Origin of the sequence: Nannocystis sp., assembly GCF_016714285.1 — a bacterium.
In the GTDB taxonomy this organism is placed as follows: domain Bacteria; phylum Myxococcota_A; class Polyangia; order Nannocystales; family Nannocystaceae; genus Nannocystis.
On the sequence record NZ_JADJNN010000022.1, the window covers coordinates 73,404 to 94,027 of the forward strand.

General features: G+C 71.2%; 12 protein-coding genes. 5 read left to right on the forward strand and 7 right to left on the reverse strand.

Annotated features, from left to right (window positions below):
* Nucleotides 1-54: 54 nt before the first annotated feature.
* The 3 genes from IPJ59_RS28970 to IPJ59_RS28980 are packed head-to-tail and all read right to left on the reverse strand — an operon-like array spanning nucleotide 55 to nucleotide 4,459.
* On the reverse strand, nucleotides 55-3,099 hold the full coding sequence (locus IPJ59_RS28970) for an HsdM family class I SAM-dependent methyltransferase (RefSeq protein WP_293274186.1): 3,045 nt from the start codon (nucleotides 3,097-3,099) through the stop codon (nucleotides 55-57).
* 7 nt (nucleotides 3,100-3,106) lie between these two features.
* Entirely contained in the window at nucleotides 3,107-3,646 is a 540-nt protein-coding gene (locus tag IPJ59_RS28975; RefSeq protein ID WP_293274187.1) for a GNAT family N-acetyltransferase, read from the reverse strand.
* Between the two features lie 15 nt (nucleotides 3,647-3,661).
* On the reverse strand, nucleotides 3,662-4,459 hold the full coding sequence (locus IPJ59_RS28980; protein WP_293246024.1) for an IPT/TIG domain-containing protein: 798 nt from the start codon (nucleotides 4,457-4,459) through the stop codon (nucleotides 3,662-3,664).
* Between the two features lie 185 nt (nucleotides 4,460-4,644).
* On the opposite strand from IPJ59_RS28980, the gene IPJ59_RS28985 reads away from it, so the two are divergent.
* Both IPJ59_RS28985 and IPJ59_RS28990 read left to right on the forward strand, forming a co-directional pair.
* Nucleotides 4,645-6,249 carry a sacsin N-terminal ATP-binding-like domain-containing protein gene (locus tag IPJ59_RS28985; protein WP_293246027.1) on the forward strand — a complete coding sequence of 535 codons (1,605 nt, stop codon included), beginning with the start codon at nucleotides 4,645-4,647 and terminating at the stop codon, nucleotides 6,247-6,249.
* Nucleotides 6,228-10,943, forward strand: a complete 4,716-nt coding sequence (locus tag IPJ59_RS28990) for a hypothetical protein (RefSeq protein ID WP_293274188.1) — start codon at nucleotides 6,228-6,230, stop codon at nucleotides 10,941-10,943. The genes IPJ59_RS28985 and IPJ59_RS28990 overlap by 22 nt, the downstream gene beginning before the upstream one ends.
* Here IPJ59_RS28990 and IPJ59_RS28995 read toward each other — a convergent pair.
* Together IPJ59_RS28995 and IPJ59_RS29000 are read right to left on the reverse strand one after the other, a co-directional pair.
* Nucleotides 10,924-11,538 (reverse strand): hypothetical protein, encoded by a 615-nt coding sequence (locus IPJ59_RS28995; protein ID WP_293274189.1) that lies wholly within the window; start codon nucleotides 11,536-11,538, stop codon nucleotides 10,924-10,926. The two genes, IPJ59_RS28990 and IPJ59_RS28995, sit on opposite strands and share 20 nt — an antisense overlap.
* Before the next feature lie 44 nt (nucleotides 11,539-11,582).
* Nucleotides 11,583-13,145: an RCC1 domain-containing protein gene (locus IPJ59_RS29000; RefSeq protein WP_293274190.1), complete on the reverse strand. Its 1,563-nt coding sequence runs from the start codon at nucleotides 13,143-13,145 to the stop codon at nucleotides 11,583-11,585.
* A 726-nt stretch (nucleotides 13,146-13,871) separates the two neighbouring features.
* On the opposite strand from IPJ59_RS29000, the gene IPJ59_RS29005 reads away from it, so the two are divergent.
* Entirely contained in the window at nucleotides 13,872-14,189 is a 318-nt protein-coding gene (locus IPJ59_RS29005) for a hypothetical protein (RefSeq protein WP_293246039.1), read from the forward strand.
* A gap of 40 nt (nucleotides 14,190-14,229) precedes the next feature.
* On the opposite strand, the gene IPJ59_RS29010 is transcribed toward IPJ59_RS29005, so the two are convergent.
* Entirely contained in the window at nucleotides 14,230-15,297 is a 1,068-nt protein-coding gene (locus tag IPJ59_RS29010) for a tRNA-uridine aminocarboxypropyltransferase (protein ID WP_293246042.1), read from the reverse strand.
* A gap of 459 nt (nucleotides 15,298-15,756) precedes the next feature.
* Here IPJ59_RS29010 and IPJ59_RS29015 point away from each other — a divergent pair, with 459 nt between their 5' ends.
* On the forward strand, nucleotides 15,757-16,380 hold the full coding sequence (locus IPJ59_RS29015; RefSeq protein WP_293246045.1) for an RNA polymerase sigma factor: 624 nt from the start codon (nucleotides 15,757-15,759) through the stop codon (nucleotides 16,378-16,380).
* Nucleotides 16,381-16,440: 60 nt separating this feature from the next.
* Entirely contained in the window at nucleotides 16,441-19,884 is a 3,444-nt protein-coding gene (locus tag IPJ59_RS29020; RefSeq protein ID WP_293274191.1) for a serine/threonine-protein kinase, read from the forward strand.
* A gap of 238 nt (nucleotides 19,885-20,122) precedes the next feature.
* Here the strand turns inward: IPJ59_RS29020 and IPJ59_RS29025 are convergent, their stop codons facing one another.
* Nucleotides 20,123-20,590, reverse strand: coding sequence for a hypothetical protein (locus tag IPJ59_RS29025; protein WP_293246051.1), 468 nt, complete (start codon nucleotides 20,588-20,590; stop codon nucleotides 20,123-20,125).
* Nucleotides 20,591-20,624: the final 34 nt, after the last annotated feature.

The window sequence follows — 20,624 nt, forward strand, 5'->3', positions numbered from 1 at the left end:
GATGGTGGAGGTCTTGCGAGATGGCCGTGCGCACGGCGCTGCGGCGCGATGGCCTTATGCCTGGGATGCGGCCAGCAGCGCCGCGGCCTGCTCATGCACCAATTCGAGGCCGAGCAGGCGCGCCTGCGAGGCGGTGAAGTAGCGAAACTGGGCGATGACGGCGATCAGCAGCTGGCCGGGTGTTGTCACGACGGTGACACGGCTGGCACCCAGCGGATCGGCATCCGCGAGGGTATCGAGCAACGCCCGTCGATCCGACAGGAGCGGCGGTCCGCTGGCTCTCGCGTAGGCGTCGAGCTGAAGGAGGATCCACGGTTCACCGGGCACATTGCGGGCATGGCGCGCCGCGATCTCCAGTTCATGGCGGCCCAGGAACGGCTGCAGCGTGGTGCGCAGGACCTCGAGGTATGTGGTCAGTGCGAGCTCGGTGGGCCGCTGCTGCGCGCGCTTCCTGGCGGCGGAGAACGGTGAAGCCACCGCGAGCGTGTCATGCACGACCTGCAGATCCTTGTTGCTCAGGCCATAGACCTTACAGACCCAGGCGTCGACGGAGGCCCGGGCACGAGCGGGGTCGGCGAGGAGGGCGTCGGAGAGCGGCACGATCTGGGCGGAGGCGGCTGTGGAGAGCGACTCGAGCGGGCGCAGGGGGAAATTGCGGAGGTCGTCGGCCTCGTAGATATCGCGTTCGACGCCGAATTTGCCGCTCGTGAGCAAGGCGCGATATACGGGGAGACAGCTGCCGAAGATAAGAAATATGTAGCGCGCCAGGAGCTCACTTTGGGCGTGCCAGGCGCAGCTGAAGCCGCGAAACGATTGATTGTAGGCGATGTCCTCCTCGAGCGCGAGGTACACGTTGAGCTCATCCGGGTCGCTCGCGGGCGTCTCGGCGATGAGCAGCAGCGGTGCGGTATAGATCGTTCGCTTGCGCGGGTGCTGGCAGGCGAAGCCTCTCCGGATCCGTGGCAGTTTGAGGTCGTCCAGCGCCTGTGCGGAGGGGCGCTCACGCAGCGCACGCATGCCCCACAGCTCGCGCGCTGGCTCCTGCGGCCGCGACGTGGGCGTGGTGCCGCCCACCTTGAAGCCCTGGCCGTGGTGCTGCTTGCCGCCGTGGCGATCCCAGATCTCGACGAGGGTATCGAGGTTGAGGCTCTCGATGCGCCCGAGGATCTGGGCGTCGAGCTGGGTCCCGCGAAACAGGGTCTTGAGCAGGGTGGGGCGGGCGTCCAGCTCGGCGAGTTGAACACAGCGCGTGGGGTCTCCATCGATGCGCCAGCGTGCTTTTGCGTGGAGTTGGTCCTCCAGCGTCGGGCTCACGAACCAGAACGACGAGTCCTCGGCCGCGGGCTGGTTCTGGGCGAAGAGGATGCAGAACGGCGCGGCGACGTTGGGCCAGAATTGCGACTGGCGGACCGCGGCGCCGTTCACGATGCCGGTGCAGGTCGCGGCGTGCATGAGGTCGCTGCGGCTGCGCTGGCCGGCCTCCGACTGCTTGAACAGGAACCTCCCGTGGACCACGAATGCGATGCGTCCACCCGGCCGGGCCCAGTCGAGCGCGCGCCACACGAAGGGCAGGTCGGGGACCTTGTCGAGCATTGTGTAGCGCTGCCCGGCGGCCTCGCCGAGGCGCTCGCGAACGATCGGTCGGATGGTGGCCTCGACCTCGCGGACCTGCGCGTCCACGGCCTCCGGGGGGACCTCCCGGGTCGCGCTCCAGGTGCTCCACGGCGGATTGCCGATGACGATGTCGTAGGCGTGGCGGTGCTGCGAACCGACCGTCGTGCCGAGGCTGCCGATGTATGGGTGGCGTGCGTCGGTGCTGCGGACATTGTGGAGCACGCTGCCCAGCAGCGGCTGGTCGAAGCGGCGCGAGAGGGGCTGCGGGCCGGGGTCGAGCTCGAGCGCGGTCAGGTACAGGCCGAACGAGCACAGGCGCAGGGCGGGCTCGCTGATGTCGAGGCCGCAGAGCTGGTTGTGGAGGATGCTGCGGAGCTTCGTCGTGTCAGGCGGCGCGCCGTCGGTCTGCCAGCGCGCCGCCGCGATGCGACGAAATGCCTCGACCAGGAACACCCCGCCGCCCGCGGCCGGGTCGAGGATGCGGGCGTGGGCCGCGGAGCCGTCGAGCGCGGCGAACACCTCGTCGATCATGTATGCGGCGATATGCCTGGGCGTGTAAAGCACGCTGGTCCGCCTGGCGCCGTCTGGATCGAAGTGATGTGCGTGGTGCTCGTAGACCTGGCTCAGGAGGCTCACCGGGATGTGGTCGAAGAGCAGGTCGCTCCAGCCGAGCTGCGGTGGGTCGCCCGTCGGGCTGCGTCGCAAGACCTGGCCGAGCTCGTGGAAGACGCGGTCGTCGAGCCCGCGAAACCATGCGCGCGAGCCCTTGCGCGGGAGGGGCAGGAAGTCGCCGTTGAAGGTGTCGTCGAGCCAGCGGGAGGTCCTGGTCGCGGACGCGGACGAATCGAGGCAGGTCTCGACGGGCCCGATGGTGACCGCGTCGCGGTCGCCCAGGATCTGGCGATCCGCCAGGAAGCGAATGAACAGCGCCCGACCGACCAGTGAGAGGGCATCGAGGTGGGCGATGCCATAGTTGGTGAGGGTCTCGGTCGTGCGTGTCAGCAGGCCGATGAGCAGGTCGTGCACCGCGGTCGCGGCCGATACTGGCCGGCTCGGCAGGCCCGGGTAGGGATCCGAGGGGGCGGCGATCGCGGGTATCAGTCCGGGGGCGGCCGGATCGTCGCGCTCGATCGTCCATGGGTTGGGGCGCTCCGCCGAGAGCGCGAGCGGATAGATCGTGATTCGACCGGGCTCGAGCAACGCGAGGTGATCGGCGCCGGCGCGAAGCGCCAGTACGCGGCACAGCCTGGCCAGCGGGGGCCCGTCCGGGCGAGCCTGCGAGGCGTCGACGACGTGGAGGACTGGCTGACCTGCGGCCTCGACGACGGCGTTCGGCCAGGCGAGCTCGGCATGCCGGCCACGCGTCAGATCGAGGTAGCGGAGCTGCTCCACGGGCGTGGCGGAGCCGTCGAGGAGCACGATGTCGGCGGAGCGTGCCCCGTACGGTCGGAGCTGCGCCCGAAGATCGAGGGAGTCTGTCGCCATGGCTCGGTCACGGGCGCAGGAGCGTATAGACGAGTACGTCGTCCCAGCTGTGGGTGTTGAGGTTGAGCTCGTGTTCGCGGAAGTGGGACTCCTTGATGAAGCCCAGTTTGGCGAGCACGCGGATCGAGGCGTGGTTGTCGGGGTGGACCCAGGCCTCGATGGCGTGGAGGCTCATGCGTTCGAAGCCGAATTGGAGGATCGGGGTCAGGGCCTCGGGGACCAGGCCTTGACCCCAGCGGGCGGGGTCGAGGACGTAGCCGAGCTCGGCGCGGGCGTTGAGCTGGTCCCAGTGCCACAGGCAGGCGTAACCGAGGAAGGCGCCGGTGGTGGCGTCGGCGAGGACCCAGGCGACGGCGTCGGTGTTGTCGACCATGCCGGCGACCTTCGCCTCCGTGACGGCGAGCGAGCTCGGCGGGGGCCTGCTGAGGTAGCGGCGGACCTGCAGGTCGGTGTCGTGGCGGTGGAAGTCGGGGGCGTCGGCGAGGCAGGGGGCGCGCAGGTGGAGGCGCGGGGTGTGGAGGACCGGGAAGGGGTCGAAGAGGGGCATCGCGGTGCGACGGTATCAGGTGAGGGTGAGCGTGACGGGGGCGGAGCGGGGGGCGTCGGCGGCCGGGCTCTGGACGACGATGAGGGGGAGGTCGCCGGGTTCGAGGCCGGCGGGGATGATGACGCCGAGGTTGCCGTCGGCGTCGCGGGCGGCGGCGAGGGGCTGGTCGTCGAGGAGGACCTGGGCCGTGGCGCTGAACTCCTTGCCGACGATCTTGAGCGGGCCGCCCTCGGCGGCGGGCAGGGAGCTGGGGTCGAGGGTGTCGATCACCGGGGGTTTGGGCGCGTGGAGCTTGCCGGTGAACTCGGTCTCGCGGGCGGTGCGAAACAGGATATCGAACACCTCGGCGAGCTTATCGGTGGCCTTCTTGGAGAACCATCCGGCGAGGCTGGCGATGGCGATGACGCCGTAGGGGTTGATCGCGGTGCTGGCGTCGTTGACGTTGAGGGAGAGCACGCCGCCGCGGGTCGCGACGTAGATCAGGAAGCCGAGGATCGCGCCGACGGGGGCGCGCAGGACGTACCACCAGAACCAGCTGGGCTCGAGCTTGCGGTCGCCGGCGAAGGCGGCGAAGGACTGCATCGTGTGCAGGGTGCTGCCGAGGGCGCCGGAGAACAGCGCGAGCAGCAGGAGGTTGCGGTCGAGCGACTGGGGGTCGGCGCCGATGAGCCAGCCGAAGCCGGGCGGGGCGACGTAGGCGGGCATCTGCGGGAACAGGTAGATCAGCGCGATCGCGGAGCTGACCGCCTCGAAGAGCAGGAAGGCGCCGAGCATGCGGACGAACCACGGGGAGGTGGGCTGGGGCGTGGTCATGGCTGTGCTGGTAGTGTCGGCGAGCGGGCGCTCGGTGCCCAGGGGTCGAGGGTGTTTACGGGGTGGGGTCGCGGTGCTTGCGGTGCTTGCGGCGGGGCGAGTTCGCCCGCTCGACGCCAGCGGCAGGGGGACGACGCCGGCGTTCGACGGCGGTGTGGTTGGAGGGGTACGATGCCCGCCGTTCGATGGCTGCGCAGACGCCGGACATCAGCAGCGTGGGGGATGCGCTCGAGGGGCTGGTCCACCAGTTCGCGGATCCCTGGGCCTTCTTGCGCGAGCTGATCCAGAACGCGATCGACGCGGGGAGCGAGCAGATCGACGTGCGCATCGAGCACGACGCGGAGCGCGGGCTGATGGTGATCGAGGTGGCGGACGCGGGCGAGGGGATGACGCGGGAGATCATCGACACCCGGCTGACGCGGCTGTTCTCGTCGGCGAAGGAGGGTGACTATACGAAGATCGGTCGCTTCGGCATCGGCTTCGTGTCGGTGTTTGCGATCGACCCGGAATTGGTCTGCGTCGACACCGGGCGCGCGGGCGAGTGGTGGCGGGTGGTGTTTCGCCGCGACCGCAGCTTCGAGCGCATCCGCCTGGCGAGCCCGGTGGAGGGGACGACGGTGCGGCTGTACAAGCCGGCCAGCGCGGCGGAGGTGGCGGCGGCGCGGGAGAAGGCGCGCGAGACGCTCGAGTACTGGTGTAAGCACGTGCGCATCGAGCTGCGCCTCGATGGTGAGCTGATGAGCGGGGCGATGGACGTCGCGGGGCTGTGCAAGGTGGAGCACGCGGAGGAGGGGACGCGGCTGGTGATGGCGCTGGTGCCGGAGCTCGCGGGGCTACGCGGCTACTATCACGGCGGGCTGACGCTGCACGAGGAGCACGACGAGTCGCTGCCGCACGTGGCCTTCAAGCTCGACTCGCGGTTCCTCGAGCACTCGATGACGCGGGACAACGTGATCCGCGACGAGAACTACGCGAAGGCGATGGCGATCGTCGGCGAGGTGGCGCGCACGCGGCTGGCGGGGGAGATCGTGGCGGCGCTCGAGCGCTGCGCGGCGGGTGAGGCGATCGAGGCGGAGGCGCGGGCGCTGCTGTATCGCGGCGCGGCGCGGCAGCTCGGGCGCGGGGTGGTGCAGCCGGAGTGGCTGCGGGCGGCGCTGGTGCCGATGCTGGGCGGGCCGCCGGCGTCGCTCGGGGAGCTGCGCGGGCGGCCGCGGGGGAGCAAGCTGTGGCGGGCGCGGGTGATGTCGCCGGTGGTCGAGCGGCTGGTGGCGGAGGGGCAGCGGGTGGTCGCGTGCGCTGGTGATGACGAGGTCGAGGCGCTGGTGATCGCGGGGGTGGGTGAGCGGCCGGTGGGGATCGAGGGATTTTGTACGGCGGTGGCGATCGACGCGGCGGCGGTGGCGGGCTGGGCGGCGCTGCGTGAGGCGATGGCGCGGCTGATCAAGGCGGCGGGGTGGAAAGTGCGGGAGGTCGCTGTGGGGTCGCTAAACTATGCGGATTCGGTGGTGGCCGATCGCCTGGCGATCTCGCAGGCGAGCTTCGGCGAGGTGACGCCGGTGGCCGAGGTGGGGCTGATGGTGAGCGGGTGGTTGACGAGCGCGCGGGTGCTGGTGCTGTCGGCGGAGCACCCGACCTTGCTGCACCTGCGGGCGGTGGCGGAGCGCGAGCCGGAGCTGGCGGCGTACCTGGCGATCAAGGCGTTCTTCTTACACGGCGAGCTCGGGCTGGCGACGGACGCCCGGCTGGCGACGGCGGCCGCGGAGGCGCGATGGCGACGGACGGCGACCTGAGCGACCTCCTGGGCGAGCTGCGGGCGGGGGGGGAGCTCGACTCGCGCGGGCGCTTCACGCTCGACCGGGCCCAGGCGCGGGTCAAGATGCAGAAATTTCAGCTGGTCGACGCGCGGCGCTACGTGCTCGAGCTGGTCCAGGCGGCGGTGCTGCGCGGGGCGACGGAGGTGGTGTTCGACATCGACGCGGACGACATGCGGATGCGCTTCGATGGTGCGGGCTTCGCCGCGGAGGAGCTCGGTGAGCTGTGGGCTTCGATCTTCGCGGACGGCGACGAGGCGCTGCTGCGCGGGCAGCGGCAGCTGGCGCTGGGGTTGAACGCGGCGCTGGGGCTCGGGCCGCGGCGGATCACGGTGCGCAGCGGGGGGCATCAGCTGGTGCTGCGGCCGGGGGCGGAGGAGGTGGTGACGGCGATCGAGGCGGTCGTGGGGACGACGATCCACGTCGAGCTGCGGGTGCGGCTCGGGCTGATCGTGGACTTCATGCGCAACCTCAGCGGGCGACTCGGAGAGGAGCTGCACCTGCGCGAGCGCTGCGCTCATTCGCCGCTGCCGGTCTCGCTCGATGGGGTGGCGATCTCCGCCGGGTTGAAGATTGCGGGGGCGATCGCGGCGCATGAATTTGCGACCAGCGAGATGCGCGGGGTGGTCGCGTTGACCCGCAGCGAGGGGCCGGCGAGCTTGCGGCTGATCAAGGACGGGGTGTGGATCGACACGCTGCCGCTCGAGCAGTGCGGGCCGGGGATCGTGGCGGTGGTGGCGGGGGAGCGGCTGCGCAAGGACGTGTCGCTGGCGAAGATCGTGGCCGACGAGGCGCTGGCGCAGGTGGTCGGGCAGGTCCGGGTAGAGCGCTGGGGGCTGATGGCGCGGCTGGTTGAGGCGACGCGCAGCGGGGCGCTGCCGGTGGAGCCGACGCTGGCGCGGGTGCGGGCGGAGGTGCTGCAGTTTCTTCGGCTTCGTGACCTGCGCAAGCGGCCGGACGTGATGGTGGTGGCGGAGGCGCTTCGCTGGCCGGAGGCGCGGACGGGCGGGCGCGAGGCGGCTTTCGTGTCGCTGGCGATGTTGGCGGCGGCGGCGGAGCAGCAGCGGGCGGGGGACGGCGAGGCGCGGGGGATGCTTGCGTATGCGCTGAAGGAGTATCCGGAGCTGGCGCCGGAGGGGTCGCCGGTGGCTCGCATCGACGCGGAGGCGGCGGGGCAGCTGGGGCGGATCGTCGGCTGTGCGCCGGTGGTGTGCGACGCGGAGCTCATGCAGCAGAGCGCGCGGGTGGCCGGGCACCGGAGCTGGCAGCGGCGGCGGATGCCGCTGCGTCTGCCCGACGCTCGGCGTTATCTGCTGCGGGCGCAGATCGCCGGCGAGGGGCTGCAGGGGGAGCTCGGGGTCGGCGTCGAGGCGAGCGACGTGGCGCCGCGGGCGGAGGGGACGCTGTGGTTGGTGCGCGAGGGTTGTCTGCTGACGAAGGTCGAGGTTGCGTGGGGCGTGCCGGCGCTCGACGTGGTGCTCGAAGGGGACTTCACGCCGGGGGAGCTGTACGACGACGCGGTCCGCGACGCGACGCTGGTGCGGGCGGCGTTGCAGGTGATCGCGGCGCTGCAGCTGCCGCTGGCGGCGCTGGTGGAGGGGTCGCGTGATGGGGCGCTGGCGCCGGCGGTGCGCGGGCTGGTGAAGGCGTGGTTGTTGCTGGTGCTGGACGGGCAGGCGCGCGACGAGTTGTGGGCGGCGCTTGGGGTGGCTGCGGAGGCGCGTCCGGACGCGGCGGCGGTGCTGGCGGTGTTGCCGTCGCCGGGGCAGCTGCGGGCGGGCGGCGGGGCGCTCGACGTGTTGTTGCAGATGCCGCTGTTCGAGGACTTCGACGGGACGCAGCGGTCGCTGGACGAGCTGGCGCGGCGGCAGGCGCAGGTGGGTCGGCTGGATGAGATCGATCGATCGGTGGCGCCAGACCCGTCGCTGGGTCGCGAGATCGCGTGGCTCGGTCGCGGCGATCGGAAGATCCTCGCGGGGCTGCTGGGTGGTGAGGGGGCGCTGCGCTCGTGGGTGCCGTCGCTGGCGGTGCGGCGGCGCGAGCGGAAGTTCTGGTCGGCGCCGCCGCAGACGATCGCGGAGCTGGCGGCGAGCATGCAGGTCGAGCTGCAGGCGGCGGGGCTCGAGCCGGCGCTGTGGTCTCGCACGCTGCGCGTGGGGGCGGTCGAGGCGGCGATCATGATGGCGCACGGGAGCGTGCCGCCGGGGGTCGAGCCGCGGCTCGGGCAGATCGAGCTGCGCTATCAGGAGCGGCCGCTGGTGACGCGGGCGATCGATCTGGGGATCTGGCCGATCGTGGGGGTGGCGACCTCGACGGGGCTGGAGCCGACGCCGGAGTGGAATGATGTGATCGAGGGGGAGGTGGTGACGGCGATCGTGGCGGCGCTGCGCGAGGGGGCGTGGGCGCTGGTGGCGGGGCTGCTGGCGCATCATCACGACGACCTGACGCGCTGGCGCTGGGTCGCGGCGCCGCTGCTGCTGCGGCTGGCGGAGTCGGATGGGGAGCTGTTCGCGGCGCGGCTGCCGGGGCTGACGGGGCTGGAGTTGTTGCACACGCTCGATGGTGGGGCGCTGTCGATCGACGCGGTGGAGGCGGTGCTCGCGGAGCATGGGCGCATCGAGTGGGTGCCGCCGACGACGCCGACGATGAGGCTGGCGGGGCCGCCGGTGCTGCGCGAGACGGCGCCGGTGGTTGCGGCGTTGCGGCGGCGCTTCGGTGCGGAGAGCGTCGTGGATGGTGGCGAGCGGCTGCGTGAGCGCGGGCGCGAGGAGAAGCTGGCGGGGCTGCCGGCGGTGGAGTTGGCGGAGCTCGATGCATCGCGGGTGTGGGCGACGGTGTCGCTGGCGAGCGGACAGCCGGGGGTGACGGGTGAGATCGGTCTGGCGCGCGAGGGCGAGGCCGGGCTGTCGCTGGTGCTGTGCACGCGGGGGCGGCGGGTCGGGGAGTTCACGCAGGCGGATGTGGCGGCGCCGGTGCTGGCGATCGTGGCGGATGACGAGCTGCCGATCGACGCGCAGGGGGTGGTCGACGTGAAGAGCAAGCGGTACGGGCAGCACCTGCGCCGCTGTCGGCGGGCGGTGCCGGGGCTGATCGTGGAGCTGTGTGAGCGCTTCGCGGCGCTCGGGCCGGAGGCGCAGGCGTCGGCGCGGACGCTGCTGCTTGGTTATGCGAGTGAGCTGCTGCAGCGGGTCGCGCAGGGGAGTGTGACGACGGATCGCGGGCTCGCGGCGGTGCGCGGGGTGCCGCTGTTTCGTGATGTCTGGGGGCGGGCGCACACGCTGGCGGAGATCGAGGTCGGTGGTGGCAGCGTCGACGCGGTCGGGGTGGACGCAGAGGCGCCGGAGCCGGGCCTCGAGCTCGAGCAGACGATCGTTCGCGTCGACGCGGCGGCGGAGCGTTGCCTCGCGGGGGCGGTGAAGCTGCGGCGGCTCGACGATCGCTGGGCCGCGGAGCTGGCGGCGCTGCGCGAGCTGGCGCGGGCGCCGAGCTTCGTGTTGCCCGATCTGCGGCGGGTGGCGTGGGCCCTGCGCGAGGCGACGATCGCGGGGGGCTTGCAGGCGCAGCTGTGGATCGCGCGGGCGCCCGAGGAGGCGGAGGCGCTGGTGTTCACGCGCGCGGGTCGCGAGGTCGGGCGGGTCGCGCTGCTGGCCGCGATGCCGTGCTGCGGGGTGGTGCACGGCAAGGGGCTGACGATCGGGGCGGGCGGGGTGGAGCTCGACGCGCGGCAGCGCGGCAGCCTGGCCAAGCAGATCTGCGGGCTGTACGAGGCGCTGGTGAAGCAGCTGCGGGCGGGGCGGCTGGCTGCGGGTGAGCGCGAGCGGGCGCTGGCGCGGCTCGTCGAGGTCGACGCGGCGCTGGCCGCTGCGAGCGAGCCGGAGCTGGCGGGGCTCGGGAAGCCGCTCGAGCAGCTGCGGGCGGCGCTGGTGGGGATCATTTCGCCGGCGATGCGGCAGGCGCGGGCGCAGCTCGTTGGGGCGTCGGCTGGGATATCGTCGACGACACGACCGGCGACATCGTCGGCGAAATCGTCCGCGGTACCGTCGGGTATATCGTCGGAGATACCGTCGACCGGGGCACGACCGGTGGATTCGTCGACTGGGGCCCTGCTGGCGACATCACCGGCGATATCGTCGGCGGGGGCGTCATCGGCGATATCGTCTGCGATATCGTCGGTGGATTCGTTGGCTGGGGCGTCATCGGCGATACTGTCTGCGACACCGCTGGTGGCGCCGATGGTGCCGGTGGTCGAGCGCACGGCGGAGCAGCGATTGTTGGCGGCGCTGCGGGCCGAGCTCGCGTGGGCGCGGGAGCGGCATGGTTCGCTGCTCGACGCGCTCGGGCTCGATCGCCTGATGGTCGGTGACGCGCGGGGCGGTGGGCTGGTCGCGTTCGAGCGGGGGATCGTGGTGCAGCGATCGCATCCCCTGGTGGCTCGCATGCTCGAGCGGCTGGCCGCGGGGGGAGCGGTCGATCCGATCGAGCTGTGCTTCGTGGTGTCGGCGGCGTACACCGTGATGAACGAGATCGCGGAGGAGATCGACGCCGAGGACGAGCGGGCGTTCGTGGCGCGGCTGGCCGAGAGCCTGGCGCACGGGCTCGGCGTGGGGCCACCGCCTCATCGCGTCGGCTCGGGGCCCGACGCGCCCAGTGTGATCAAGGATAGTCGCAGTTGACGATCAGCCAGTCCCCTGCATCCATGCACCCGCAGATCGGGTCGGTCTTCGGGACACAGTCGCAGGTCGGGTCATCGCCGCAGGCCTGCGGATAGAGCACACATCCGTAGTCGTAGACGCCGGCCTGGATAAATGGGCACATCCCTGACGGATGTTCGGGGGGTGGATCCATCGTGTTGCTCCATGCCACCTGGCAATAGCTGACCGCCGGATCACAGGTACATCCGTTGCACTCAATCAGCATTGTGCCGCCTGTGGTCGAGCCTGCCCCCGTGCTGCCATTCGTGGTCGTGGTCGTGTCGACCGAGTCCGTGCCCCCGGGTTCGCTCGAGCCCGAATTACCGCTGTCCGTGGCCGGCGCCCCGGTGGTTGCCGTTCCGGTCACCGGGCCTCCGCTCGGGTCGCTCCCGCTCGTGCTGTCCAACGAGCTCGTCGCGCCAGTGCTGCCGGGGCTGGTCGTGGCGCCGGTGCTCCCGACGCTGGTTGCGGCGCTGGTGCTCCCGTCGCTGGTGGTTGTGTCGCTCTCGCCGTCCTTGGTCGAGTGGCACGCCGCGAGCGTTCCGAGGACGAATATCATGCTGGTGACGGTTCGCATACTGCTGTCTCCTTATCAATCATACGATCCGGCGCGGATTGTGTTCAGAACACAGGCACATAGGCCGGTGGCATCTCGCCCGGACCGTCGCCGATGTTCTGGTAATTGCCATACCCGAGGTTGCCACCCTTGCCGAGACCCCAGCAGCGCACTTTGGTCCCGGCGAAGGTCGCGCAGCTGTATGAGTAGGCGACGGCGAGATCGAGCGCCGGGCCGCCGAGGTCGAGGTTTGGTGTGGGCATCTCGCCAGGTTCGTCGCCCAGGTTGTCGGTATGGCCATAGCCGAGGGATCCCGACGAATTCTCGCCCCAGCAGCGCACGTCGCCGGCGGCGAGGATCGCGCAGGTATGTGCGTCGCCGGGGATCAGGCGCTTCACTGCGCCGCCGACGGGGATGTCGCCGGCCTTGATCGCGTCACCGACATAGTTGGTATGGCCATATCCCTTCTGTCCATAATCATTGTAGCCGGTGCAGCGGATCGCGCCGCCAGCGAGGCGCGCGCAGACCTCGCCCGAGACCTCGACGACGAAGCCGCCGAAGTACACGCCATAGGGCAGATGGTCCGTCCCCCAGCACGCGACGGTGCCGTTCTCCCGCAGGACGCACGATTGATCGCGGTTCCCGTGGATCTGTACGACCTTGCCCGCCAGTGGGATGTCGTTCGGCGGCATCTCCCCCGGTCCGTCGCCGATCGAGGCGGGGGAGTGCGCGCCCCAGCAGCGGACCTTGCCGTTCATGAGCAGCGCGCAGGTGTTAAACTCGCCGGCGGCGATCTGTATCACCGCGCCGCCGACATCGACGTCGGGCGGCGGCATCTCGCCGGGCTCGTCGCCGATGTTCTCGGTGTTCCCATAGCCGAGGGCTCCGACCGCGCCGTAGCCCCAGCAGCGGACCGTCCCGCCCGCGAGCAACGCGCAGGTGTGCACGTCGCCGGCCGTGAGCTGCACGACGGTGCCGCCGACGTTGACATCGGGTGGTGGCATTTCGCCGGGGGCGTTGCCGATCTGCTGGGTCGACCCGTACCCGAGCTCCCCGTGTTTGGCCGAGCCGCCCCAGCAGCGGACCTTGCCCGCTGGCGACAGCGCGCACATATGCGTGGAGCCGGCGACGATCTTCGGCGGGGTGTAGGTGAAGGGATTGCCGCAGTGGTTGGGGCATTCGTCTGCGGGGTTGTCGTTCCCGTCGTCGCAGTCCTCGACGCCGACGTGGAGCAGACCGTCGCCACAGGCCGCTGCGCGACACTGGGTGGTGCATGGGCCGCCATCGTTGTTGTCCTGGCCGAGGTCGCACTGCTCGCTGCAATTGGGGTCGTCGACGAGATCGAGCACGCCGTCCCCGCAGCTCGGAGGTCCGCCGGTCGTCTCCCATCCGCACGAGTCGGCCCCGGTCGTGTCGCTCGTCGTCCCGCCCGAGCAGGTACCGGAGTCCGGGCACGTATCGGAGCCCGAGTTTGCCCCGCTGGTGGTCGCGTCCGAGGTGGCCGAGATCGCGGTCGTCGACGAGCTCCCGCCCTCCGTCGTGGCGCTTGTCGTCTCGGTCGTGGTGCTGGTCGTGCCGGTGATCGAGGTGCTCGCCGATGTCGTCACGGCGCCTGCTGTGCCGCTCATCGAGGGATCTGCCGTCGCATCGGAGGTTGTCGGGCCCGTCGTGCTCTCTCCACCGGTCCCGGGCGCATCCGAGCAGGCGGTCAGCAGCGCGATGCACAGGGACATTCGGACGATGGCGGGAGCGTGCATCCATCGCAGAATGCTGCGCGAGCCAGGTTTGCCAATGCGCAGAGATTTCGACGGCCAGCGGCGCCGCCGGCAGCAATTTCCGAGGCGATCGACTTCGAGGAAGCGCCCCGGTGCTTGCACCTTCGCGGGGTCGGGGCGGCTTGCGCGGGCGGGTGTCGATCGGGAGGCTTGCGGTGGCGATGGGGGTTGCGCTGGTGCTCGCGGGCGGGTGGCCGCGGGTCGCGGAGCGGGTTGATCGTCACCGATCGGCGCGGGTCGTGGCAGGATGAGCGGGTGGAGCAGCGCCGGTCAGGTACCCCGCGACGAGCACGTTGGCGCTGCCACGCGTCCGCTGCGGCGCGCGTTGGTCTCGTGCTCGTGGCTGGTGTGGCGCCGTGTCGGGTCGAGGCGGGGGAGGCGGTGGCGAGCGGCCCGGAGGGGCGGGCGATCGATGCGGCGGTGCCGATGGCTGTGCCATGGCGTCCGCGACCGCCATCTCCTCCGCCGCGGAGCTCGCCCGCGGAGGACGCGATTGCGCAGGTCATGGAGCGGCGGGCAGCGGAGCGGCGGGCCAGCGCGACACCCACGGCGCCCGAGGGTCCTCGGCGAGGTATTGGCATGATGATCACCGGTGGCGCGCTCATCTTCCCGGGCGGGCTCGCGTTGATCAGCTTTGGACTGCTGGTCCGGGGCTTTTCGGGCTTCGGGTGTTTTACCGAGTGTGACGGGAGCGACGCGCCCAGCGGCGACGGCGGCGGCGGGGTTGGATTGATCGCCGTCGGGGGGCTCAGCATCGCCACCGGGATCGGGCTTATCGCGCTCGGCGCCCACCGAAATTCGCAGTGGCGCAGCTGGAAGAAGCAGCAGACCGCGGCGCCGACGGTGACCCGGACGGCGCTCGGGACCTGGAGCGTCGGCGTCGCGCTGCGCTTCTGACGGCGCCTTCGCGCAAGCCTGGATTGTTCGTACATGTCCTTCAGGACATGTGGTCGGCCGCGCGGAGCTCGTGGGCGATCGCGGTGATGATGGCGAGGCGTTGTTCGGCGCGATCGGGGCCGGTGGGCAGCATGCTGCGTTTGCCGAGGGCCTCGCGGCGGAGGGCGCGGAGGTCGAGGAGGGGGGCGTGGGCCCAGCCGGGGGCGCCGCGCAGGCGGTTCAGGCCGTTGTATCCCCAGCCGCCGAGCACGGCGTCAGCGCCGAGGAAGTCGCGCCAGGCGGCCTGGGCGTGGCCGCGTTCGTCGTCGTTGCGGGCGTGGACGTGGAGGCGTTCGCCGGTGGCGGGGCGCAATGCGAGCAGCTCGACCAGGACGGGTTCACCGCCGTCCTGGGGAGATTCGTGCTCGACATAAAAGACGACGAGGCGGGGCCAGGCGGCGCGTAGGGGGGCGAGGAGGTGGGCGAGGAGGTCGGGTTTATCGCGGGTGGGGTGGCGCTTGTGGTGGCGAGATTGGCCGTGGTTGTGGGCGCGGAACTCGAGCTGGGTGTCGACCATGCGGGTGAAGGCGGCGAGCATCGGGGTGTAGCGGCCGGGTGCGTGCTCGAGGTGCTCGAGGGCGTGGGCGGTGGCCTCGATGGTGGACAGGCAGTGCTCGGCGGGTTCGCGGCGGATGCGATAGTTGCTGGTGAAGTCGGGGTGGAAGGCGACGCGCGGGAGGGCCTGCAGCAGCGCGCTGCGCTGGACGATCTTCCTGGCGTTACTCCACGTGCCGTCGACCACGACCAGGGTGCGTGGGGGTGTGGGCAGGGTCGCGATGTCGACGGCGTCGGCGGCGGGGAACAGGATGAAGGTGTCGGGGTCAGCGAGCTCGGCGGCGAACTCGGGCGATTGGTCGGGCGACCACAGCACGTGCATGCTCGAGTTGGGGAGCGAGAGGTGGGCCATGCGGCAGGTGCTGACGCCGACGCGGGCCTCGCGGGGGTGCTGCAGGAAGACCACGCGGGTGCGGCTCGGGACCGGCACGAGCTCGGCGCACCAGCACACGGAGCTGGGTCGGCGGCAGCGGGGGCAGAGCTCGCGGGTGGGGGTGTCGATGGGCGTGCTCATGGGATGGTGGGGCACGAGCCCGTGCGGGTGACGTGGTCGCGGCGAGCGGGCGGTCGCATGGGCGCGGATGGTATCAGGCCGGGGCGCGGCGCAGCGGGCGATCCCGGCGTCTGGACAGGGCTCAGGTGCGCGGCGAGACTCGAGGTCATGGCCGAGGTCGACTGGTGGCTGGGCGGCCGACTCGCAGTCCGCTGAGCTCGCCGGCGCTGTCGCTCGATCGGCTGCACACTCGCTTCGGCGAGGGGTTCTTCAAGGCGGCGATGATTTCTCGATCCTCGAGTCCGGGTCGGGGCATGGTCACCTGGTACCGGGGTATGCGTTCCTGGCCAACGCCGGGGCCGTCGTCCTCCTGGCGCATGGTGTGCACATAAAAGCCCGGCCCACGCGAACGACGGGAGTGGGGTGCGGGACCATGTTTCGCGGGTGCACGCCCGGGCAGAAGCGAGTAGCTTGGCGGAGGTGACCTCGACGAGCAGCGACGAGCAGCTGTTGACGGCCTGGCGCGCGGGCGATCGCGGCGCGGGCGAGCAGCTGTTCGAACGCTACTACGAGCCGGTCGCGCGCTTCTTCCTCAACAAGACCGACGCCGGGGCCGAGCTGATCCAGCAGACCTTCCTGGCCTGCATCGAGGGCGCGGCCAGCTTCCGCGGCGAGGGCAGCTTCCGCAGCTACGTGTTTGCGATCGCGTATCGCCAGCTGTGCCGGCACTACCGCGACCGCAAGGGCGAGCCCATCGACCTCAGCGAGGTCTCGGTCGCCGCGCTGCAGCCCTCGCCGAGCCAGGTGATGATCGCGGGCGAGGAGCTCAGGCTCCTGCTCGCCGGCCTGCGCCAGATCCCGGTCGACTGCCAGGTCGCGCTCGAACTGCTGTACTGGGAGCAGCTGACCACCGCCGAGATGGCCGCGGTGCTCGCCATCCCCGAGGGCACGGTGAAATCGCGGCTGCGACGCGGCCGCGCGCTGCTGCGCGCCGCGATCGAGACCCTGGCACGAAACCCCGAGCTGGCCGGCAGCACCCTGCTCGGCATCGAGACCTGGGCCCGCGCCCTGCGGGCCCGCGTGGGCCTCCCGCAAGAAAAGTGACGCACGAGTGATCCGGATGCGACCGGTTGGAACCACTGCGGACAGAAGGAAGCCCACCGCATGTCCCGCATCCAGGAGCACGCCATGAAGATCGTCGACATCGACGCCACCCAGCCCGATCGATCGCCGGGGACGCTCGACGTGTCGATCGGCGCCGACACCTTCGCCTCGCCCGGGCTGCGGCCCGAGGTGCTCGGCGACGCGGCCCAGCGGCAGACCAAGGCGATGATCCACGCGGCCCTCTTCAAGGCCACCGGCGAGGCCTCGCGCATCGGCCCTTACCAGGTCCAGCGCTTGCTCGGTGAGGGCGGGATGGGGGTCGTGTACGCGGCCTACGACGACAAGCTCGAGCGCACGGTCGCCCTGAAGCTGATCCGCGGCGCCGCGATGCGTCGCCCCGATGGCCGGGCCCGGACCCTGCGTGAGGCACGAGCCCTGGCGCGCGTGTCCCATCCCAACGTGGTCCACGTGTACCAGGTCGGCGAGGTCGACGACGAGATCTACGTGGCGATGGAATTGCTCACCGGCCCGACGCTGCGCGCCTGGCTCGCCGCGAGGCCGCGGGCCTGGCGCGAGGTGCTCGCGGTGTTTCGTCAGGCCGGCGAGGGGCTCGCCGCGGCCCATCGCCAGGGCGTGGTCCACCGCGACTTCAAGCCCGCCAACGTGATCGTCGGCGACGACGGGCGCGTGCGCGTCCTCGACTTCGGCCTCGCCCACTTCGGCGAGGACGGCGAAGCCAGAGCCCTCCCGCCCGCCGGCGAGATCACCGACGTGTTGCTGACCCAGACCGGCGCGGTGCTGGGCACGCCCGCCTACATGGCCGCGGAACAATTCGCGGGCGCACGCGGCGACACCAAGACCGATCAATTCAGCTTCTGCACCGCGCTCTACGAGGCGCTCTACGGCCAGCGCCCGTTTGTCGGCGACCAGCTGGGCACCCTCGCCCAGGCCGTGCAGGGCGGCCAGGTGCTCCCCGTGAAGCACCGCCACGACGTACCACCGTGGCTGCATCGGGTGGTCGTGCGCGGCCTGCAGCCGGACCCCGCGACGCGCTGGGCCTCCCTGGACGCCCTGCTGCTCGCGCTCAACCCCCCGGCGTCGCAGACCCGCCGGGGCCGGCTCGTCGCCACCGTCGCCGCCGCGTCCGCGCTGCTGATCGGCGGCGTCGGCTATGTGTACAACCGCGAGTCCACGCCGCCGCAAGCCGCGACCCCGCCCGAGACCACGGCGGACCAGCGAGCCGAAATGTTATGGTCACAGGACGCGCGCGTGCTGGTCGAGGCCCGCGCCGCGCTGATCACCGACCCCTTGCAAACGATCTGGCGCCTCGGCGTGCTCGGCAGCGACGACCCGCAGATCTGGCAGCAAGCGCGCTTCCTCGCCAACGCCGCGACGGCTCGCGGGCTCCCGGCCCAGCTGCGACGCGCAGACTGGGCGCTGGCCAGCGCGTCGCCGCTGACCGGCGGCGGCCTGCTCGCCCGCGACGTCCTCGGCGCTGTGTGGCGCTGGGAGATGTCTGAAAAGACAGGTACGAAGATTCTCCCGGTCGACGCGGCGACGCAGCTGGTGGTCGCGCGCGACGTGCCCGTGTGGGCGGCGATCACCAGCAAGGCGGTCCAGGTGTTCGGCCCGGAGCGCGCACAGACGATTCAGCTCGGCGACACGATCTACCGCGACTGGCGGCTGGCCTCCGACGGGCGCACCTTGACCGCATCGACGCAGACCTCGCCGCCGACGACCCCCTGGATCAGCACGGTGGTCCTGTGGGACCTGACCCAGCCCGGCACACCGCCGACCTCGCTTGCGCTTCCCCCCGAGACCTTCGCCGTGCTCGCCGACGACGCCTCGATCGTGCTCGTCCACGACCCGAAGGGGATCCGCGTCGTACGTCCCCACGAGGGCGGCGAGAAGCTGCTGAAGTACCGCGGCATGCCCTGGGCGCTGTCGGCCGATCGACGCTTTGTCGTCGCCCGCCCGGCCGACCGCGACGGCGCGCTCGACATCCTCGAGATCAAGACGGGCAAGTCGCGCCGCGTCGAGGCCACGGAGGTGACGGTGCTCGCGGCCGACGACGTGTTGTTCACGCGCATGGACTACGGGCGGCCGTTTGTCCGCCGGGAATCCCTGGCCACCGGCGCGGTCGCCTGGCGGCTGCCGCTGCCGAGCCAGGCCGGATCGCAGGCGAGCCGGCTGATCGTCGACCCGGCCCACGAGCAATTCGCGGCGGCGATCGGCGACGCCTGGGGCATCGGCGACCTGCGCCGCGGCGAGCTGACCACCTTTGTCACGCTCCCGAAGGACAGCACCCTGCAATGGGCCGGGCCCGGCGCGCTGATGGCCGTGACCGACAACGAGGTGCGGACCTACCGGCCCGCGACCTTCCCGGTGCAGCTGCGCCACCACGGATCGGGCTGCGGCCTGTCGCCGGGCGGACGCTGGGCGGTCGTCCAGCCCGCCGACGTGGAGACCGGCGAATACACGCGGGTCGAGCTCGCCACCCACAAGACCACGACCTTCCGCTGCCCGAGCCCGCCAAGGACCGAGGACCGCGGCGGCCAGTTCAGGAGCCACAACACCTCGGCCCGCATCGACGATAACGGGCAGATCGCCATGTTCGGAGCCGACGGCTGGAGCTGCTGGTGGGACGAGCAGCACGGGGCCCGGACGGGCGACGCCCGCCTCTCCGGGGGCCTGCTCGCCGAGATGCCCCGCGGGGTGGCGCTGGCCCAGGGCGCCGAGGTCGAGCTGTGGTCAGGGCCAGACCACCAGGCCCAGCGCTGGACGGCCGCGGCTCCCGTCGTGGAGCTGCTGGCCAGCCCCTCGGGCGCCGCCCTGGCCGTGCGCAGCGATCGGGGCGTGCAGGTGCTGCACGTCGACACCGGCGAGGTGATGGCGGTGAAGACCTGGGCGACGCCGGTAGGCCAGGCCGAGGTGCTGGCGAGCACCATGGCGTGGAGCCCCGACAGCACGCGCCTGGCCGTGCTCGACAAGGTCCTGGCCTCGCTCGAGCTGAGCGTGTGGGACGTGGTCGGGGCGCCACAGGAGGTCCTGGCGCCGAACTACGTGACCCTCAGCGGACATGTCCTCGAGGACAGCCCAGGACGGCCCCGCAATCGCATCACCTTCACGCCGGCCGGCACCGCCGTGGCCGTCACGAATCGCCCCGAATCCTTGCTGCTCGTCGACCTCGAGACCCACCAGACGCGACAGACCGCGGTGCCTGACCTGCTCAACCTGCGCATGCGCAGCGAGACCGACGCGATCGGGATCGACCTCCGCAATACCCCGTACCTGATCGACTTCACCACGCGGGAGGTGTCCCCCCTGGCGCCGGACACGGAGGCCGGCGGCAATACACGCCCGCCGATGGTCCACGACGAGAATGGTTCGCTGTGGACCTGCGCCGCCCTCGGGCCCGGTACGCTGACCGAGATCACCGCCCTCGATGGATCGCAACCGCAGGAGCTACGGGCCAGGCTCCTCGATCTCGTCGCCGCGATGTGACCCGACAAGCCACCGGGCAGCCCGGGGCAGGCCTGCCCGGGGCCGTGATTCAACGCGCCGCGAACTTCGCGATCTCGCTGCGAAACCACCCGTCCGCCTTGCCCGTGAACTGATAGTTCGCTAGGCGGGGACCAATGTGTTTCGCTCTAGTCGAGATCACAAGGTTAATGAATGCCAGCCGGACAGGGCGCTCGAGTCGCCGATCTTCGCGGCGTTCTGCGTGAAGTGAGCCGCGTGGTCAGGCTGGGGGGCGCTTGGGCGGGTCCGGGAGGCGATTGAGCAGCTCGTCGAGGGCTTCCTTGGTCTTTGTGGTGAGCCCGCCCTGGCGGTATTGTTCGACCAGGACCCGTTCGATGCGGGTGAGGTAGGCGTCGATGCCGGTGGTCGCGGAGTCGGTGGTTGCAGCGGCCTGGCCGGATGTGGGGGTGGGCTCGCTGGCGGCCGGCAACGCGGGCTGGACTGCGCCGAACATGTTGACCCACTGATCGAAGCCGAGGCCCCAGCGCAGGAGCGCGTAGAACGGGCGCCCGGGGTCCCTGGGGGAGAGGACGAGGCCGGCGAGGGCGAGGAGCAGCGCCACCGGTGCGAGGACCAAGTCCTTGAGGCCGTCGATGAGGAGCTTGAGCTGGAATATGGCGACGTCGCGGGCCAGCGTCCACCGTCGGGACGTGAGCTCGCTTGCCGGTGTCGCTTCGGAGGGGACCATTGGCGGCACTGTACTCCACCTGGGCCTGGTACCG

Bases quoted from the DNA above. Each gene is read 5' to 3' on its own strand.
- IPJ59_RS28970 (WP_293274186.1), bottom strand. From the start codon at position 3,099: ATGGCGACAGACTCCCTCGATCTTCGGGCGCAGCTCCGACCGTACGGG.
- IPJ59_RS28975 (WP_293274187.1), bottom strand. From the start codon at position 3,646: ATGCCCCTCTTCGACCCCTTCCCGGTCCTCCACACCCCGCGCCTCCAC.
- IPJ59_RS28980 (WP_293246024.1), bottom strand. From the start codon at position 4,459: ATGACCACGCCCCAGCCCACCTCCCCGTGGTTCGTCCGCATGCTCGGC.
- IPJ59_RS28985 (WP_293246027.1), top strand. From the start codon at position 4,645: ATGGCTGCGCAGACGCCGGACATCAGCAGCGTGGGGGATGCGCTCGAG.
- IPJ59_RS28990 (WP_293274188.1), top strand. From the start codon at position 6,228: ATGGCGACGGACGGCGACCTGAGCGACCTCCTGGGCGAGCTGCGGGCG.
- IPJ59_RS28995 (WP_293274189.1), bottom strand. From the start codon at position 11,538: ATGCGAACCGTCACCAGCATGATATTCGTCCTCGGAACGCTCGCGGCG.
- IPJ59_RS29000 (WP_293274190.1), bottom strand. From the start codon at position 13,145: ATGAGCGGCACAGCAGGCGCCGTGACGACATCGGCGAGCACCTCGATC.
- IPJ59_RS29005 (WP_293246039.1), top strand. From the start codon at position 13,872: ATGATGATCACCGGTGGCGCGCTCATCTTCCCGGGCGGGCTCGCGTTG.
- IPJ59_RS29010 (WP_293246042.1), bottom strand. From the start codon at position 15,297: ATGAGCACGCCCATCGACACCCCCACCCGCGAGCTCTGCCCCCGCTGC.
- IPJ59_RS29020 (WP_293274191.1), top strand. From the start codon at position 16,441: ATGTCCCGCATCCAGGAGCACGCCATGAAGATCGTCGACATCGACGCC.
- IPJ59_RS29025 (WP_293246051.1), bottom strand. From the start codon at position 20,590: ATGGTCCCCTCCGAAGCGACACCGGCAAGCGAGCTCACGTCCCGACGG.